The sequence below is a fragment of the Micromonospora sp. AP08 genome (assembly GCF_008085935.1).
GTDB classification, from domain to species: Bacteria; Actinomycetota; Actinomycetes; order Mycobacteriales; family Micromonosporaceae; genus Micromonospora; species Micromonospora chersina.
Window position 1 is genome coordinate 349,113 of sequence record NZ_VSEZ01000003.1, and the last position, 16,057, is coordinate 365,169.

General features: G+C 74.5%; 13 protein-coding genes. 1 reads left to right on the top strand and 12 read right to left on the bottom strand.

From position 1 onward, the window contains the following. Nucleotides 1-184: 184 nt before the first annotated feature. The 3 genes from asnB to FXF50_RS08090 are packed head-to-tail and all read right to left on the bottom strand — an operon-like array spanning nt 185 to nt 2,993. Nucleotides 185-2,041 (bottom strand): asparagine synthase (glutamine-hydrolyzing), encoded by a 1,857-nt coding sequence (asnB, locus tag FXF50_RS08080; RefSeq protein ID WP_148426583.1) that lies wholly within the window; start codon nt 2,039-2,041, stop codon nt 185-187. Then, entirely contained in the window at nt 2,038-2,535 is a 498-nt protein-coding gene (locus FXF50_RS08085; RefSeq protein WP_148426584.1) for a hypothetical protein, read from the bottom strand. Before FXF50_RS08085 ends, asnB begins: the two co-directional genes overlap by 4 nt. After that, a complete protein-coding gene (locus FXF50_RS08090; RefSeq protein WP_255509936.1) occupies nt 2,532-2,993 on the bottom strand; it encodes a DUF1772 domain-containing protein in 462 nt (153 codons plus the stop codon). Before FXF50_RS08090 ends, FXF50_RS08085 begins: the two co-directional genes overlap by 4 nt. A 190-nt stretch (nt 2,994-3,183) precedes the next feature. Between FXF50_RS08090 and FXF50_RS08095 the strand changes: the two genes are divergently transcribed. Further along, the gene (locus FXF50_RS08095; protein WP_148426585.1) at nt 3,184-4,779 is read left to right on the top strand and encodes an FAD-dependent monooxygenase; all 1,596 of its coding nucleotides are present in this window, start codon (nt 3,184-3,186) and stop codon (nt 4,777-4,779) included. Between the two features lie 50 nt (nt 4,780-4,829). On the opposite strand, the gene FXF50_RS08100 is transcribed toward FXF50_RS08095, so the two are convergent. The 9 genes from FXF50_RS08100 to FXF50_RS08135 all read right to left on the bottom strand — a co-directional run bounded on the left by FXF50_RS08100 (nt 4,830) and on the right by FXF50_RS08135 (nt 16,026). Next, a complete protein-coding gene (locus FXF50_RS08100) occupies nt 4,830-6,428 on the bottom strand; it encodes an FAD-dependent monooxygenase (protein WP_187399571.1) in 1,599 nt (532 codons plus the stop codon). 25 nt (nt 6,429-6,453) lie between these two features. Further along, nucleotides 6,454-7,482, bottom strand: a complete 1,029-nt coding sequence (locus tag FXF50_RS08105) for a methyltransferase (protein WP_187399572.1) — start codon at nt 7,480-7,482, stop codon at nt 6,454-6,456. Between the two features lie 270 nt (nt 7,483-7,752). Further along, a complete protein-coding gene (locus FXF50_RS08110) occupies nt 7,753-8,526 on the bottom strand; it encodes an SDR family NAD(P)-dependent oxidoreductase (RefSeq protein WP_148426588.1) in 774 nt (257 codons plus the stop codon). 48 nt (nt 8,527-8,574) lie between these two features. Further along, nucleotides 8,575-10,077, bottom strand: a complete 1,503-nt coding sequence (locus FXF50_RS08115) for an FAD-dependent monooxygenase (protein WP_255509937.1) — start codon at nt 10,075-10,077, stop codon at nt 8,575-8,577. Between the two features lie 48 nt (nt 10,078-10,125). After that, on the bottom strand, nt 10,126-11,727 hold the full coding sequence (locus FXF50_RS08120; protein ID WP_148426590.1) for an FAD-dependent monooxygenase: 1,602 nt from the start codon (nt 11,725-11,727) through the stop codon (nt 10,126-10,128). 86 nt (nt 11,728-11,813) lie between these two features. Then, a complete protein-coding gene (locus tag FXF50_RS08125) occupies nt 11,814-12,776 on the bottom strand; it encodes a GNAT family N-acetyltransferase (RefSeq protein ID WP_187399573.1) in 963 nt (320 codons plus the stop codon). Between the two features lie 89 nt (nt 12,777-12,865). Then, entirely contained in the window at nt 12,866-14,338 is a 1,473-nt protein-coding gene (locus tag FXF50_RS08130) for a peptide MFS transporter (protein WP_187399574.1), read from the bottom strand. Continuing rightward, the gene (locus FXF50_RS29230) at nt 14,335-14,490 is read right to left on the bottom strand and encodes a hypothetical protein (RefSeq protein ID WP_187399575.1); all 156 of its coding nucleotides are present in this window, start codon (nt 14,488-14,490) and stop codon (nt 14,335-14,337) included. The genes FXF50_RS08130 and FXF50_RS29230 overlap by 4 nt, the downstream gene beginning before the upstream one ends. 75 nt (nt 14,491-14,565) lie before the next feature. Next, a complete protein-coding gene (locus tag FXF50_RS08135; protein WP_148426593.1) occupies nt 14,566-16,026 on the bottom strand; it encodes an FAD-binding oxidoreductase in 1,461 nt (486 codons plus the stop codon). Between the last annotated feature and the right edge of the window lie 31 nt (nt 16,027-16,057).

Genomic DNA, 16,057 nt, shown 5'->3' on the forward strand with positions numbered 1-16,057 from the left:
CTAGCGACCGGCGCGTTGACCCGGGATGCCAGGGAGTGGCCCGCGTTGACCTGGGTTGACCGACCCGTGGGAGCGGGGCGATGACCACACGTCGACCACACGGAGCTCGCACGCGTCCTGACCGGGGATACCGCCCCGACCCGCAGGCACGGGTCGGGGCGGCCGCGGCCCGCGGGCACCGCCGCTACAGGCGCATCGTCACCCCGTACTCCTCGAGCCAGGTGTTGAGCTGGAGCACCATCTCCATGCTCGCGCGTTCCACCCAGGCGAAGGCCCCCGACGGCGCTCTCCCTTCGGCGGACACCGCCGCCGCCTCGGTGTCCAGCAGCGGCGCCACGGGCGCCGAATCGTCGGCGACCAGTTCCAGGAAACGGGCCCGGACCCGCTCCCCGTACGCAGCGTCCTGTGTCGTCGGGTACGCGCTCTTGCGCCGGTTGAGCACCGCCTCGGGCAGCAGGTCCGCCACGGCGGAACGGAGCAGGGACTTCTCCTGTCCGTCGACCCGCTTCATCGCCGCCGGCACGTTGTAGACGTACTCCACGAGCCGGTGGTCGCAGAACGGCGCGCGCAGCTGCACCGCGCTCGCCATGCTCATCCGGTCCGCCCGGTCGAGGTGCGTCGGCGCCCAGCGGGTCAGCGCCAGGTATGTCACCTCGCGCGCCCGGCGCTGGTCGGCGCTCTCACCGTCGACGTGCGGCACCTCCCTGAGCGCCTCCCGGTAGTGCTCGTCGGCGTACCCCAGGAAGTCCAGCTCCTTGCGGAGGGTGCGGTCGATGAACGAGCAGCCCAGTCCGCCGGCAGCGGCGTCGTGGCCGCGTTCGAACGACACCCACGGGAACGTGGTCGAGTTGCTGTGGCTCGGGTCGTACGCCCAGAAATACCCGTTGAAGACCTCGTCGGCGGTCTCACCGGACAGCACCGCCGTCCTGCCCCGCTCCCGCAGCGACCGGAAGAACGACAGCAGCGAGACGTCCATGTCACCCAGCGGCGAGGGTACGTCCTGGCTGCGCATGGCGGCCCGGTGCAGGGCGGGGTCGGCCAGCGCCGGCGTGTCCAGCAGCACCTCGGTGTGCCGGGTCCCGACGTGGTCAGCGACCAGCTGGGCGTACGGGGCGTCGGGGGTGGCCCGCATGCTCGGGTGAGGCTCGAAGCTGCTGGTGTAGCCGACGAAGTTCACGGAGTACGTCCGCAACGGCTCGGCGCCGCCGCGGCGCGGTGAGCGGGCGGCCAGCGCCGTCAGCGCGCTGGAGTCGATGCCGCCGGAGAGCATGGCGTCGACCGGCACGTCGCCGGCGAGGTGGGAGTCGACCGCCTCGGTGAGCAGCCACCGCACCCGTGCCACCGTGGTCGCCAGGTCGTCCTCGTGCGGCTGGGCGGTCAGCGCCCAGTAGCGGCGCTGCGTGGTGCCCGACCGGTCGACCAGCATCAGGTGACCGGGGCGCACCTCGTGGAGTCCCCGGAACACCGCGGTCCCGGGCTTCCGGCCGTGCGCGAACAGCTCACGCAGCCCGTCGCTGTCCACGACCGCCTCCACCGACGGGTGGGCGAGCAGGGCCTTGGGCTCGGAGCCGAACAGCATCCCCGCGCCGGTGCGGGCATAGCACAGCGGCTTGACGCCGAGGCGGTCCCGGACGAGCAGCAGCCGTTCCCGGCGGACGTCCCAGAGGGCGACGGCGAACATGCCCTCCAGCCGGGTCGCGAAGTCCTCACCCCACTCCAGGTAGGCGCGCAACGCCACCTCGGCGTCGCCGCCGGTCCGGAACTCGTGCCCCCGGCCACGCAGCTCCCGGCGCAGTTCCCGGTGGTTGTAGACCATGCCGTCGAGCAGCAGCACCGCCTCGCCCTCGGCGATTACCGGTTGCCGCCCACCGGCCCGGTCCACGGCGGCGAGGCGCCGGTGCGCCAGCACCGCGTGCCGCGACTCCCACTCGCCGGCGCCGTCGGGGCCCCGGTGCCGCACCGAGTCGGCCATGGCGCGCACCGTCGGCAGTTCGCCGAGCAGCTCACGATCGAATGTCACCCAACCCGCGATCCCGCTCATTCCGTTCCTTCCTCCTCCAGCTCCACCTCGACCAGGGACAGGCCGGAGTGGTCCACGGCGTGGCGTACCTCGTCGAGGGTCGGCGCCCGGTCGACGTTGACGACGACCCCCAGCCGCCGGGGCCCGTCCGTCAGGCCGTACCGGTGCAGGAGCCGCCAGTACCCGTGAGCGGTCCGCTCCGCCGACGTGACCAGGCGCAGCCGGGCCGGCCGGCGGCGACCGCGCCACGTGACCTCGGCGGGCGCGCCGCCGACGAAGTTGTGCCGCCAGGGGCTCCCGGTGGCGACGACGAGGTCCTCGCCGAGCCGGTGCAGGCCGACGGGCACGTCGAACCGGCGGCCGGTGCGGCGGCCCTGGAAGTGCAGCAGCACCAGCCGTTCCGCGACCGGCCCGGGGTCCGGCCGGGACAGCAGGGCGCGCATCCGGTCATCGGTGCCGGGCTGGCCGGCGGGGTCGGGCGCGGCCCGCTCCACGGCCGGCGGGCGGGCGGTCACGGCACCACCGCCGCGACGGCCGCCAGCAGGCACGCGGTCAGGGCCAGTCCGGTACGCAGCAGGTGCCAGCCCCGCCACCGCCGGCGGGGATCGTCCCACTCGGGGCCCACGTCCTCGGGCCGGGTCTGTTTGACCCGCCGGTTGATGGGCACGTTGCCGCCCTGGGAGACGGCGGCGACGCCCACCATGCAGACCGCCGCGGCCACGTAGAGGGCCGTGTGCCGCGCGTCGTCGGCGCGGACGGCCAGCACGACGGCGGCCAGCACCGCCGCCGCGGTGACGAACGGCATCACGCGGTCGTACCGGCGGCCGAGCAGCGTGTGCGCCCACACGTACCGGTCGGCCGGCATCGCGAGCAGGGCCGGCACCACGCTCAGCGCCACCGCGAACAGCACGCCGGCGACGAGGCCCGTGCCCACCAGCACGACGACGCGCAGCAGACCTGTCAGCAACTCCATCCGTCCTCCTCTTCGGCGGGCCTCGCCGGGTCGGAGACCGGCGACGACCCGAACGTCTCAGGCGGGGCTCGGGCGCGGCTCGGGCGTCGCTCGAGGACGACTGGACCTCCCCGCCGGAATCGACCGGGGTTCGAGTCCGTCGCGCTTGGCTCAGCTCGCCCTACCGGTACGCGACACGAAGGAGCACCCCTTGATCGACGACGAGACGCCCGTCCTCATCGTGGGCGGCAGCATGGTGGGCCTCGCCTCGGCGCTCTTCCTCAGCCACCACGGCGTACGTCCGCTGCTCGTGGAGCGGCACGCGCAGATCTCGGCACATCCCCGCGCGCAGGCGGCCAGCCCCCGCACGATGGAGCTGCTGGACGGGCTGGGCATCGGCGACGCGGTGCGGGCGGTGGAGACCCCTCACGCCCAGTACGGCGACGTTCTGCAGGCCGAGAGCCTGGCGGGAGCCGAGCTGAACCGGTTCGACGGACCGTTCCGGCACGACACGCACGGCGTCAGCAGCACCGGCTGGACCCTGGTCGGGCAGGACCGGCTCGAACCGGTGCTGCGCCGGCGCGCCGAGGAGCTGGGCGCGGACATCCGGTTCGGCACCGAGTTGCTCGACTACCTGCAGGACGGCGACGGTGTCACGGCGCGGATCCGCCGGACCGGGGACGGCGCCGAACGTACGGTGCGGGCGCGGTACCTGATCGCCGCGGACGGCAACCGCAGCGCCATCCGCACCGGGCTGGGCATCGGCACGCACGGCCGCGGCACCTTCGGCCGCCAGATGATCATCCTGTTCCGGGCGGACCTGGAGCGGTACGTCGACGGACGCAAGTTCTTCCTGTGCTTCGTCAGCAACCCGGCGGTGCACGGGGTCCTGGGCCAGCTCGGAGCGTCGGGCACCGACCGCTGGTGCCTGGCGCCGAGCCTGCGCCCGGACGAGACCCACACGGACTACACGCCGGAGCGGTGCCTGGACCTGGTCCGCGCCGCGGTCGGCGACCCGGCGCTGTCCGCCGTCATCGAGGACGCCTCCAGCTGGGAGATCGCCGCCCGGATGGCCGACCGTTTCACCGCGGGCCGGGTGTTCCTGGCCGGGGACGCCGCCCACGTGCTGCCACCGACCGGTGGCTTCGGCGGCAACCTGGGGATCCAGGACGCGCACAACCTGGCCTGGAAGCTGGCCCTCGTGCTGCGCGGCACCGCCGGCGCCGGTCTGCTGGACAGCTACGAGGCGGAACGGCTGCCGGTGGCGGAGTTCACCACCGAGCAGGGCGTCATCCGTTACCTGCAGCGCAGCGGTCTGGACCCGGAGACCGCAGCCCGGCACCAGCCGGAGGCGACCGTGCTGTTCGGTCACCGGTACCGGTCCCGGGCGGTGGCGCCGGAGGACGACGACCCGGCGACCGTGGAGGATCCCCGGCAGGCGTCGGGCCGGCCCGGCACGCGGGCGACCCACCTGCCCGTCCGGCACGACGGCCGGGACACGACGGTCGTGGAGCTGGTGAACCGGGACTTCGCGCTGCTCACGACCCCGGACGGCCGCGCCTGGCTGGACGCGGGCGGGGAGGTGTGCGCGCGGCTCGGGCTGCCCCTCGACCGGCATGTGGTCGGAGCTGGTCCGGACGCGACCCTGATCGAGCCGAGCGGCACCTTCGCCGAGCGGTACGGGGTCGGCGCCCGCGGCGCGGTGCTCGTCCGGCCCGACGGTTTCGTGGCGTGGCGGGCGCCGGAGCTGACCGGTGACCCGGCCGCGACGCTCACGGCGGTGTTCGACCGGGTGCTCGCCCGGTGACGGCACCGGCCCCCTCCCCCGTGCGCGGGAGGGGGGCCGGTCCCCCGGGGTCAGACGGCCAGCACGGTCCGCAGCGCCTGGGCGAGCGCGCCGGCCGGGTCGGCGGGGAAGGCCACCGTCCGCCAGGCGACGAAGCCGTCCGGGCGTACCAGCGAGGCTCCGCCGGGACCCGTCCCGTAGCGAGGGTCGAACTGCGCGCCCGGGTCACGCAGCGGGCCGGGGTCCCCGACCGTCCGAACCTCGACCGGTACGCCCAGGTCGGCCGCGGCCGCCGCGGCGGCCGGCGCCCAGTCCCCGCCACCGGACCGGGCCAGCAGGACGAGGCCCCGGCCGAACAGGTCGATCGTGGACAGCGGGCTCCCGTCGTCGTCGAGGACGACGTGGGGCGCCCGGGCTCCGGGGCGGCCCGTGGGCCGGTCCGGGTCCTCCAGCAGCGCACCGGCGGCCCCCTCCCGCATGAACGCGCCCGCCGGGTACCGGTAGCCGAACGTCATGGTCTCCTCGCTGACCAGATCCGCCGCGACGTCGGAGAGCTGCTTGCCCTCACGGACGGCGAAGCGCAGCATCGCCTGCCGGACGGTCTCCTCGGCGACCGGCCGGCGCTCGGTGTCGTAGCTGTCGAGCAGGCCCGGTCCGGCCCAGCCGCGCTGGACGAACGCCAGCTTCCAGGCGAGGTTGTAGGCGTCCTGGATGCCCGTGCTGGCCCCGAACGCGCCGGTCGGCGGCATCACGTGTGCCGCGTCGCCGGCGAAGAACACCCGGCCGGCCGACATGCGGTCGGCCACCTTGGCCGAGATGTCCCAGGCCGGCATGCCGGTGTGCTCGATCTCGACGGCGAGGTCCGGGACGCCGACGGCCGCCCGGGCCAGCCGGACGCACCGTTCCTCGTCGAAGTCCTCGGCCCGCTCACCCCGCTCGGGGAAGAACGAGACGTTGAAGACCCAGCGCTTCTCGTTGTCGATCGGGATGATGGTGCCGCGCACCTCGGGGTTGTTGACGTACGCGGCGATGATCCGGCGGCCGCGCAACGCGGACCGGAGGTCGGCGTGGAAGAAGAAGCTGACCAGGTTGGTGATCGTGCCCCGGCCGTGGTGGCCGACGCCGAGCAGCTCGCGCATCGGGCTGCGGCTCCCGTCGGCGGCGACGACGTACTCGGCGAGGACCCGCCGCACGCTGCCGGTGGCCCGGTCGACCAGGGTGGCGAGCACTCCCCCGTCCACCTCGGCGAGGGCGGTCAGCTCGGTGTGGAACCGGACGTCGGCCCCGACCTCCGCCGCCCTCCGGCGCAGGATGGGCTCGAGCTGGTTCTGGTCGATCAGCGTCCATCCGGTCGGGCTGATCCGGTCGAGGGCCGCCGGGGAGGCGTTCGGCATCCGTACCCGCTCGCGGCCGGCCAGCGTCTCGACATGCACCAGGTCGGTGTTGCCGGAGATCGGCGACCGGCCGGCGCGGACCGCGTCCTCCATGCCGACGGCACGGTACAGCTCCATCGTGCGGGGGTTGATGGCCCGGGCCTTCGGGTGGGTGGAGGTGTCGGGGTGCCGTTCGACCAGGGTCGACGTGACCCCGTGCCAGGCCAGGAACACGGCGGCCGACAGGCCGGCCAGTCCGCCGCCGACGATGAGCACCGGTACTTTCTCGTCGTACACGTCTGTCCTTCCGGTACGGCCCGGCTCAGCGGCGGCCGACGACAAGGGTGTGGGTGGTCAGGAGCGGCTGGTCGGTGAGGTCGGTGAACCCGGCGGCACGCAGCCAGTCCCGGCAGTCGGCCACCCGGTACTCGCCGCCGGTGGGGCTGACCAGGCGCATGTGCAGGCTGCCGAGCAGCCGGTCGGGATCGCGGCGGTCGTCGTCGATCATGCGGTCGTAGACCAGCACCGCGCCGCCGGGACGGACCGCCTGGTGGACGCGGCGCACCAGCTCCTGGGACCGCTCCGCGTCGAACCCGTGCAGGATGTGACCCAGGACCACCACGTCGGCCGGCGGGATGGGATCGGCGAAGAAGTCCCCACCGACGAACCGGATGTGGTCACCGAGGCCCAGCCGCGCGACGTGCTCGTCGAACAGGGGCCGGGTCCGGGGCAGGTCGAAGCAGACCGCGTCGAGGTGCGGGTGGGTGGTGGCGAGGACCGCGGCGAGGTTGCCGCGGGCGCCGCCCAGGTCGACGAAGGACCGGTATCGCGTCCAGTCGACGGTGTTCGCCAGTTCCGCGCCCATCCGGTTGCTGAACGCGTCGAGCCCGGACAGGAACCGCTTCATCTTCGCGGGATCCCGGTGCTTGTCCCCCACGAAGCCGCCCTTGTCGGGGTCCAGGTGCTGGGCCTCGCCGGTGCGCAGCGCCTCGGTCAGCCGGTTCCACGTGCCGTACAGCGTCTCGTTGGTGAGGTCGAGGAATCCGCCCAGGTAGCCGTCCGTGTCCCGGACCAGGTACGCGTCCGCCAGCGGCGCGTTGCGGTAGTGGTCGCCGTGCCGCTCGAGCAGGCCGAGGCCGACGAGCGCGTCGAGGAAGTCCGCCGCCAACCGCGGGTGCAGGGCGATCCGCCGGGCCAGTGCCGGCCCGGTGGCGGGCTGCTGCGCCAGCGCCGTGAACACGTCCAGCCGTACCGCGCTGTGCAGCACCTTCGCCGCGCAGTCGGCGATCGCCAGTTTGATGAGGGGGCCGGGGTTCACGTCGGTCCGGGCCACCGAATCCGTTGTCGTCACGCCATCTCCTCCCAGCGGCCCGCGTACGCCGGCCGGATGTCGAGCGTCGCGTGAGAGCTTGGAGACCCGCTGGAGGAGTGGTGGACGCGGCCGGGACCGCTCCGGGGGCGGACGCCACAGCGGCCGGCCGGCTGGAGGGCCGACCGGCCGCCGCATCGGTCATCCGCGAGCACCACGGGGGGAGGTGCCGGCGGTGACCTCCGGTAGGTCACGGAATTAGTTGTATGTTATCACACATGCGTTTCGGTGGCAGACCCCGCGGGCCGACGCTCAGGTGCCGCCGGTGACCCGCAGGGTCTCCCCGTTCACGTTGCCGTTCGCGGCGGAGCCGAGGAACACCACTGCGGCGGCGACGTCCTCCGGAGTGGACATCCGGCCGGACGGCACGGAGCGTGCCTTCTGCTCCAGCGCGGCCGGCGGCATGTGCCGGCGCACGTTGTCGGTCAGCGTCTGGCCCGGCACGACCATGTTCACCAGGATCCCGTCCGGTCCCAGCTCCCAGGCGAGACTGCGGACCAGACCGTAGACGCCCAGCTTGCCGGCGCCGTACGCGCCCGCTCCCGCCATGCCGACATCCGCCAGGCCGGCGCCGAGCGCGACGATCCGGCCCCACGGGCGGCCGCGCATCGACGGCAGCACCGCCTGGACGGTGTGGTAAACCGCCTCGACCGTCGTCCGCAGCACCTCTCGCCAGTCCTCGACCGGGACCTCCTCGAACGGCCGGCGCTCGCGGCCCGGCCGCGGAATGGCATCGCCCCAGGAGACGGCGTTGGCGACGAGCACGTCGACGCCACCCCACTCGGCGACCACCCGGTCGACCGCCGCCCGGATGGCCTCCGGGTCGGCGAGGTCGTACCGGACCACCAGCGGTTTGCCGCCGGCTGCCGCCACCTGGGCCGCGGTCTCGTCCGCCCCCGGTGCGTTCGTGTGGTAGGTCAGTGCCACCCGGGCGCCCTCCTCGGCGTACGCGCGTGCGGTCGCCCGCCCGATGCCGGAGCTCGCACCGGTCACGAGCACCACCTTGTCGCGTAGATCGGTTCGCATGACAGGCATCCGTTCTCGTGGTGGGCCGGTGTCCGCCGGCCCGGACGGTCAGTTGTCGCCGAACCAGGACCGCAGTGCCGTCCCCAGCTCCGTCCGGACCCGGTCCGGGTGGGTGTTCCGGTCCGCCGCCCAGGCCGTGTAGCCGTCCGGGCGGATCAGCTGACCGGCGAGGTCCGGCTCCTCCTTGCTCTTCGCCGTAACGTGACGCACCCGCCCCGCCGCACCCGGGCAGTCGGCCAGGGCCGCGCGTACGCCGGGGTTGTCGGCGAGGTCGAGCAGGACGCCGGTGCCCGCGCGGAGCAGCTCGGCGACCCGGGTCTCGCCGTCGCCCGTCTGCAGGGTCAGGTCCCGACCGAATCCGCCGACGAGCGGGTGGGCGCCCTCGATCCCCGGCTCGTAGCGCACCGCGACGCCGGAGAGCATCTCGGCGATGACCCGGTTCGCGTCGTCGATCCGCATCAGGTTCTCCACGAGCTCCCGCAGCGGCGTCACATCCGGATCGGGGTTCATCAGGGCGATCTGGCCGCGGGTGTTCTGCAGCACCTGGCGGGCGGGCGGGCGGCGCTCGGCGTCGTACGTGTCGAGCAGGCCCGCCGGCGCCCACCCCGCGATCTCCGCCCCGAGCTTCCACCCGAGGTTGAAGGCGTCCTGCAGGCCCAGGTTCAGCCCCTGGCCGCCGACCGGGAAGTGGATGTGCGCGGCGTCGCCGGCGAGCAGGACGCGGCCCTCGCGGTACCGGTCCGCCTGCCGGGCCGAGTCGGTGAACCAGGACAGCCAGCGGGCGTCGTGGGCGCCGAGGTCGGTGCCCCAGATCTGCCGCATGCTCGCGGTCAGCTCCTCGAGCGTCAGCGCCTCGTCCGGGGCCTTGTCCGGCGGGGTGAAGTCGAAGGTGGCCACCCGGTGGTACCGGTCGTCGAGGGGAACGCAGAACAGCAACCCGCGCTCGGTCCGCTCCATGCCCATCGGGGCCTTGTCGCGGTCGGCCAGCCGGACGTCGCCGAGCCGCGCGGTCACCCGCCCGCCCGTGCCGGGGAAACCGATCCCGGCGGCCTTGCGCACGAGGCTGGCGCCGCCGTCGCAGCCGACCGCGTAGCGGGCCCGCAGAAGGTACGGACCGTCCGGACCGGCCACCGAGACGGTGACGCCCTCGGCGTCCTGGGTCAGCCCGGTCACGGTCTGCCGGCGCCGGATGTCCGCGCCGGCCTCCACCGCGTGCGCCTCGAGCAGCTCCTCGGTGCGTGCCTGCTCGCTGAGCAGGGCGTAGCCGTGGCTGCTGTCGAGCAGGCTGAAGTCCACCCACACGTCCAGCCCGGCGAAGTGGCCGTTGTTCCAGGTGCGGGCGCCGTCGCGGAACCGCTCGACCAGACCGCGGCGGTCCAGGGACTCCAGCGAGCGGGCGTGCAGGCCGAACGCCTTGGAGTGGGGCGACCGCTCGGGCAGCCGTTCCAGCAGGATGACCGCGGCGCCGGCCAGCCGCAGCTCGGCGGCGAGCATGGTGCCCACCGGTCCCCCTCCGACGACGACCACGTCGGTGTCGTAGTTCTCAGTCACGCCAAGCCTCTCGTTCTCCGATGACATGCGGGTGGGTGCGGGCGACCGTCAGCGGGCGAGGATCCGGCGCAGGGCCGCCGTCACCGACTCCGCCTCGGTCCGGGCCGGTGCCGGCTGTGGCTCGTCCGAGCGCCAGGCGACGAAGCCGTCCGGACGCACCAGGACGGCACCGTCGTCCGCCAGCGCGTACGCGTCGCCGAAGGCCCCCTCGGCGTCGTGCAGGAGGTCGGACCCGGGCGCGGCGTGCGCCGGGACGACGCGGTACGCGGCCAGCCGGACGCCGAGCCCGGCGGCGGCGGTCACGGCGGCCGTGCACCAGCCGGCGCCGCCGGAACCGGCCAGCAGCACGAAGCCGGCGCCGAACAGGTCCAGGGTGGAGGTCTTCCCGCCGTCGCGGGCCAGCATCAGATGGGGCGCCCGGGTGCCGGTCTCGGCGTGCCGCGTGCGGGGATCGGCGACGAGGTCGTCCGCGGCGCCGTACCGGTAGCCCATGGTGACCGCCTGCGCGTCCAGGACCGCGTCCTGCTCGGCCGGCGTGGCGGTCCGGGAGCGGACGGCGAGCTGCAACGCTCCCTGCGCGGCGGCCAGCTCACCGACCGGCCGGCGTTCGGCGTCGTAGGTCTCCAGCAGTCCGGGACCGGCGGTTCCGGACAGCACGGCGGCGAGCTTCCAGGCGAGGTTGTGCGCGTCGGCGATGCCGGTGTTCGCGCCGTACCCGCCGGTGGGCGGGATGACGTGCGCCGCGTCACCGGCCAGCAGCACCCGGCCGTCGACGTACCGGGTCGCCGTCAGCTGGGCCATGTCCCACGGGAACCGGGACCGGATCTCGACCGGCAGGCCCGGCACACCGATGGCCGCCCGGACCAGATCCGTGCACCGCCGGTCGGTGAAGTCGTCGAGGCTCTCCCCCCGCGCCGGGTCGTACTCGACGATCAGCGTGCCCATCCGGAGCGTGTCGTCGTGCACCAGGATGCCGCGGACCTCCGGGTTCTGGACGTGCACGACGCTGAACCGCCGGCCGCGCAGCGCCGCCGCCAGGTCGGCCGTGAACGCGATGCTCACGTGCCGCGACAGCACTCCCCGGCCGGTGCGCGGCACACCGAGAGCCTCGCGGACGGCGCTGCGCGGACCGTCGGCCGCCACCAGGTGGTCGGCGCGCACCCGGTGCCGCGCTCCGGTGTCGACGTGCGCCACCTCGGCCGTCACCCCGTCCGCGTCGGCGGCGAACGACACCAGTTCCGTACCGAACCGCAGGTCCGCGCCGAGCTGTTCCGCCCGCGCCCGCAGCAGGGGTTCGAGGCGGTCCTGCGTGAGCAGCAGCAACCGGCACGGCGTGACCCCGGCGAGGTCGTCCTCGCCGTCCATCTCCTCGCGGGCGAACAGCTCCTCGCCGGCCAGCGACACCACGCCCGCACGGGTGCGGTGGGTGGCGAAGCCCGCCGCCGCCTTGAGCACCGCCTCCTCCAGGCCGACGCCGCGCAGCAGCTCCACGGTCCGCGGGTAGTAGCCCACCGCCCGGGGGTGCACCGAGGTGCCCGGATGGCGCTCGACCAGCAGGCACTTCACCCCGTGGTGGGCGAGGAAGACCGCAGTGGACAGGCCCACCAGGCTCCCGCCGACCACCAGCACCGGCACCCGGCTCTCCTTCATCGACCAACTCCCCTTCTCGGTACGGCACAGGAATGCTCGGACGCGGCGGTCGTCGGGCGGTCGAATCCCGCTCGATCGCCGTCGCGCTACGTCGCCACCCGGTAGGTGGACCACTGCTGGTCGGCGCGGAAGCCGAGCCGGCGGTTCAACGCGCGGATCGCCTCGTTGTCCGCCGCGTTCCACGCCTGCAGCAGCGCGAGGTGCTGGTTCTCGCTCCGGGCCCAGTCGATGAGCGAGGTCTTGAGCACGGTCCCCAGGCCGCGCCGGCGGTGCTCGGGCAGCACCATCGTCTGGCCCGAGTCGGCCATCGGGCTGTCCCGGACGAAGAGCGTGCTGTAGCCCAGGAGACCGGCGCCGGCGGTGTCCACGGCGGCCACGGCGTACTGGTGGTGCGCGCTGTCAAGGGCCTGCTGCTCGGCGATCCGGACGTCGGCGGCGGTGACCCCGGCCGCGCCGGCCTGGCCGTTGACCGCGGCGTCGGTCCGCGCCCAGACCCGGGCGTACTGCTCGACCAGATCGTCGGGGCACCGGTCGGTCCACCGCACCAGGCGCACCCCGAGGGCGGCCGGGTCGGGAGCGCCGGTGTGGTCCGCGGCCCACCCGGCCAGGTGGAGCCGGTTGCGCAGGTTCGTCGTCACCCGCCGGCCGCCCACCGCGGCGGCGAACGCCTCCGCCGCGGGGGTGTGGGGAGCGTCGACGAGCAGGATGCCGCGGCCCCGCTCGCGCAGCTCCGCCCGGGCCGCCGCCACCAGCGCGCGGCCGACGCCCCGGCCACGGTACGCGGGGAACACCCACAGGGAGCCGTGCGCCCGGTCGAGGCCGGTGCCCAGGTCCAGGCCGAGCTTCACGTACCCGGCCGGTACGCCGTCGGGGTCGACGGCGGCGAGGATCAGCCGGTCGGCGCCGCGACGCCGCTGGAGCAGCCGGGCCAGCAGCGCCGCCGACACCGGCGGGTCGTCGGGTAGGTCCTGCCGCATCGTCTCTCGAAAGCCGGGCAGGAGGAGGTCGATGGTCGCCGGGTCGTCCCCGTCGAGGGTGCGGATCTGCATGCCGCCCATTGAGGCACGGGCGGCGCCCGGAAGGCACCCGCCGTCGAGCGGTCCTCGAGCGGGCCCCGACCGGTGCCGGCGTACGCTGGTCACGCCGCCGTACCGCCCGCCCGGAGGAGCCGGTCGACCCGCGGCGACACGGCCGCCAGCAGCACGGCGACGACGACCACCGCCAGGCCGCAGAGCAGGAAGTAGAGCGGTAGCGGGAGCAGACCGGTGAGCCGGTACAGCTGGTTGCCCGACACCACGCCGAAGGCCGCGAACAACCCGTACAGGCCCAGGAACTGTCCCCGGCGGCCGGGTGGTGCGAGCCGCGCGGCCAGGGCCAGGCCGACCGGCCCGACCACGATCTCCCCACCGGCCTGAAGCAGGTAGGCGCCCACCAGCCACCACGGTGACACCGGGCCACGCCCGGCCGCGGCCACGAGCACGAAGCTGCCCCCGGCCAGCGCCAGGGCCACGGCGAACCCCAGCGTCCGGGGCGACCGGCTCCGCCGCCCCCACCACCAGGCCGACAGGGGCGCCAGCAGCAGGACGAACAGCGGGTGCAGCGACTGGAACCAGGCGGCCGGGACCAACCAGCCGCCCACCTCGCGGTCGACGTCGTTCCGGGCGAACACGCCGAGGACCGACGCGTCCTGCGCGAAGATCATCCAGAAGCAGGACGAGGCCGCGAGCAGGATCACCAGGCCGATCGTGCGCCGCCGGTCGGGTCCGGTGATCCGTTCCCCCCGCAGCAGGTACGCCACGAACGCCGCGGGGGCCGCGAGTGTGGACAGCCCCAGCGGGATCAGCACCTGCTGGGCGGTCACCAGCCGGTTCGCGGCGAGCAGCGCCACCGTCACCACGACGACGACCAGCACGACGGCCCACCGGACGCACCCCCGGCGGACGGCCGGCGACATCCGGTGTGCCGTCCGTTCCGTGCCGCCGCCCCGGGTGCCGACCACGAACCAGACCAGACCGGTGACCATGCCGGCTCCGGCCACCGCGAACCCGGCGTGCCAGCCGACCCGCTCGGCGACCGTGCCGACCACCAGGGGCGCGAGCAGGGCGCTCACCTGGATCGCGAGGTAGAAGAGCGAAAACGTCGCCTGCGTGTTCGCGCGCCCGCGGCGGGTCAGCGCGGCGAGCGCGGCCGTGGCCGGTTTCACCAGCCCCGTGCCACCGGCCACGCAGAGCAGCCCCAGGTACGTCGCGGCGGTGGCGGGGACCGCCAGCGTCAGGTGGCCGGCCGCGACGAGCGCGCCCCCGGCGATCGCGGCCCGCCGGGGTCCGAGGAGCCGGTCGGTCAGCCACCCGCCGGGGAGGCCGGCCAGGAAGCCCAGCGACAGGTACGCGCCGAACACCGCCGCGGCGTCCACCGCCGGCAGCCCGGCGCCACCCTCGCCGACCGGCGCGACGAGATACAGCACGAGGATCGTGGCCAGCCCGAAGAAACTGAACCGTTCCCACAGGTCGAGGGCGAACACGGCGGCGAACGAGCGGTCCCGCCGCCCCGTACGGGCAGCGGGCGCGGCGGTGTCCGGGACGCGCCGCGCCGTCACACCCGCCGTGCTCACGACCGCCCGTCCCGGGGGGCGGAACCGGTCGCGTCGAACGACCGCAACAGCCGCCGCACCTCCGGCAGCTGCGCCCACAGCGCTCGCTCGACCTCCTCGGAGGTCCGCCAGGTGATCCCCGGCGCCGGCACGCCGAGTTGGGACGCGCCCACCGCCACCAGCCCTTCGAACAGCCTCCGGCCGAGGGCACGCCAACTCCACCGCCCACCCGCACGACCCGCCACGGCTCAGGCCCCCACACTCTGGGGGTGCCGGAAGACGTTCTCCGGGTCGTAGCGACGCTTCACGTCCAGCAGCCGGGGATGGTTCTCCCCGAAGAACGCCGTCCGCCAGTGCGGCTCCGGCCGGGTGCTGGGGAAGTTGACGTACGAGCCGCAGGCCGTCGGGGCGAGTGCGGCCGCGGCCCGGTCGTTCCAGGCCCGCGCCTCCGCGATCCGGTCGGGCCCGGGTTGCGGCGCGCGGATCGCGTACTGGTAGCCGGCGAGGAACCGCGCGTTCCGGTGCACGTAGGCCGTCTCGGTCCGGGGCACCCGGTTGGCCTGCCCGCCCAGGGCGATGAACAACAGGTACCGCTCCTGGTCCAGCCCGGGGTCCCAGGCGGCGACCGCCGCCGCCGCCTCGTCACCGGTCATGGCCCGGTCGGTGAGCCGGTAGGTCCGCAGGGTCATCGGGTGGCGGTGACCCTTGGCCTCCGGACCGGTGCCCGTCCGGTGGCACTCCGCCACCGTCGCGTCCCCGCACAGGCTGCGGTGCATCGCGTCGGGGTACGGCTCCGGATCCCCGACGGTGCTCGTGCGGGGCCGGGTGCCCGCCCGGTGGGCCAGGCTCGCGAGCCCGCGCTCGACGTCGCCCCGGGATCCGAGGTGGACTCCCCAGATCCGGATGGTCGGCGTGTCGCCGGGCCGGAACGACGGCAGCACCACGAGCGAGGATCCCAGCTCGTCCGGGCCCTCCACGCACCACTGCTGCCACGCGGCGACAAGTTCGGCGCCGCGGTCCAGGTCCCAGACCGTGTCGTAGCGGACGAGCACCGGAGCGTCCACGGGGCGGACTTCGAAGCCCACCACGATCCCGAAGGTGCCGCCACCGCCGCCACGCAGCGCCCAGTACAGGTCGGGTTCCTCGTCGGCGGAACAGCGCACCACCCGCCCGTCGGCGAGCACCACCCGGGCCGCGGCCACGCGGTCGCTGCCGACCCCGAAGCGCCGGGTCTGCCAGCCCAGCCCGCCTCCGGTGAGGAAGCCGCCGGCCGCCACGGTGGGGAACGTCCCGGTGATGATCTGCCGCCCGTACGCCCGCAGCGCGGCGAGCGCGTCGACGGACTGCGTACCCGGGCCGAGGGCCACGGTGTCCCGGCCGACGGACACGGCGTTCATCCGGGAGAGGTCGACGACCAGCGCCTCCCCGGTCGACCAGCCGTTGTGGCTGTGCCCGCCGCTGCGGATCCGCAGCGGGATCCCATGCTCCCGGGCGAAGCCGACGCAGGTGCGCACGTCCTCGGTGGAGGCGCAGTACGCGACCGCCAGGGGTGCGATCCGGTCGAACTCCATCTGCTGCAACCGCCGCGCGGCGTCGTACGCCGGATCGGCGGGCAGCACCAGGTCGCCGGCGAGGCGACCGCCGAGCCGGTGCCACCGGGCCGGCCGTACGGCGGGCAGGACATCGGCGCCGCGTGCTCGTTCTGGCATCTCCACTCCTGACGGGTCGGTCGGGGCGTCC

Excerpts from the sequence above, each read along its gene's own strand:
- asnB (WP_148426583.1), bottom strand. The coding sequence starts at position 2,041 with ATGAGCGGGATCGCGGGTTGGGTGACATTCGATCGTGAGCTGCTCGGC.
- FXF50_RS08090 (WP_255509936.1), bottom strand. The coding sequence starts at position 2,993 with ATGGAGTTGCTGACAGGTCTGCTGCGCGTCGTCGTGCTGGTGGGCACG.
- FXF50_RS08110 (WP_148426588.1), bottom strand. The coding sequence starts at position 8,526 with ATGCGAACCGATCTACGCGACAAGGTGGTGCTCGTGACCGGTGCGAGC.
- FXF50_RS08120 (WP_148426590.1), bottom strand. The coding sequence starts at position 11,727 with ATGAAGGAGAGCCGGGTGCCGGTGCTGGTGGTCGGCGGGAGCCTGGTG.
- FXF50_RS08125 (WP_187399573.1), bottom strand. The coding sequence starts at position 12,776 with ATGCAGATCCGCACCCTCGACGGGGACGACCCGGCGACCATCGACCTC.
- FXF50_RS08135 (WP_148426593.1), bottom strand. The coding sequence starts at position 16,026 with ATGCCAGAACGAGCACGCGGCGCCGATGTCCTGCCCGCCGTACGGCCG.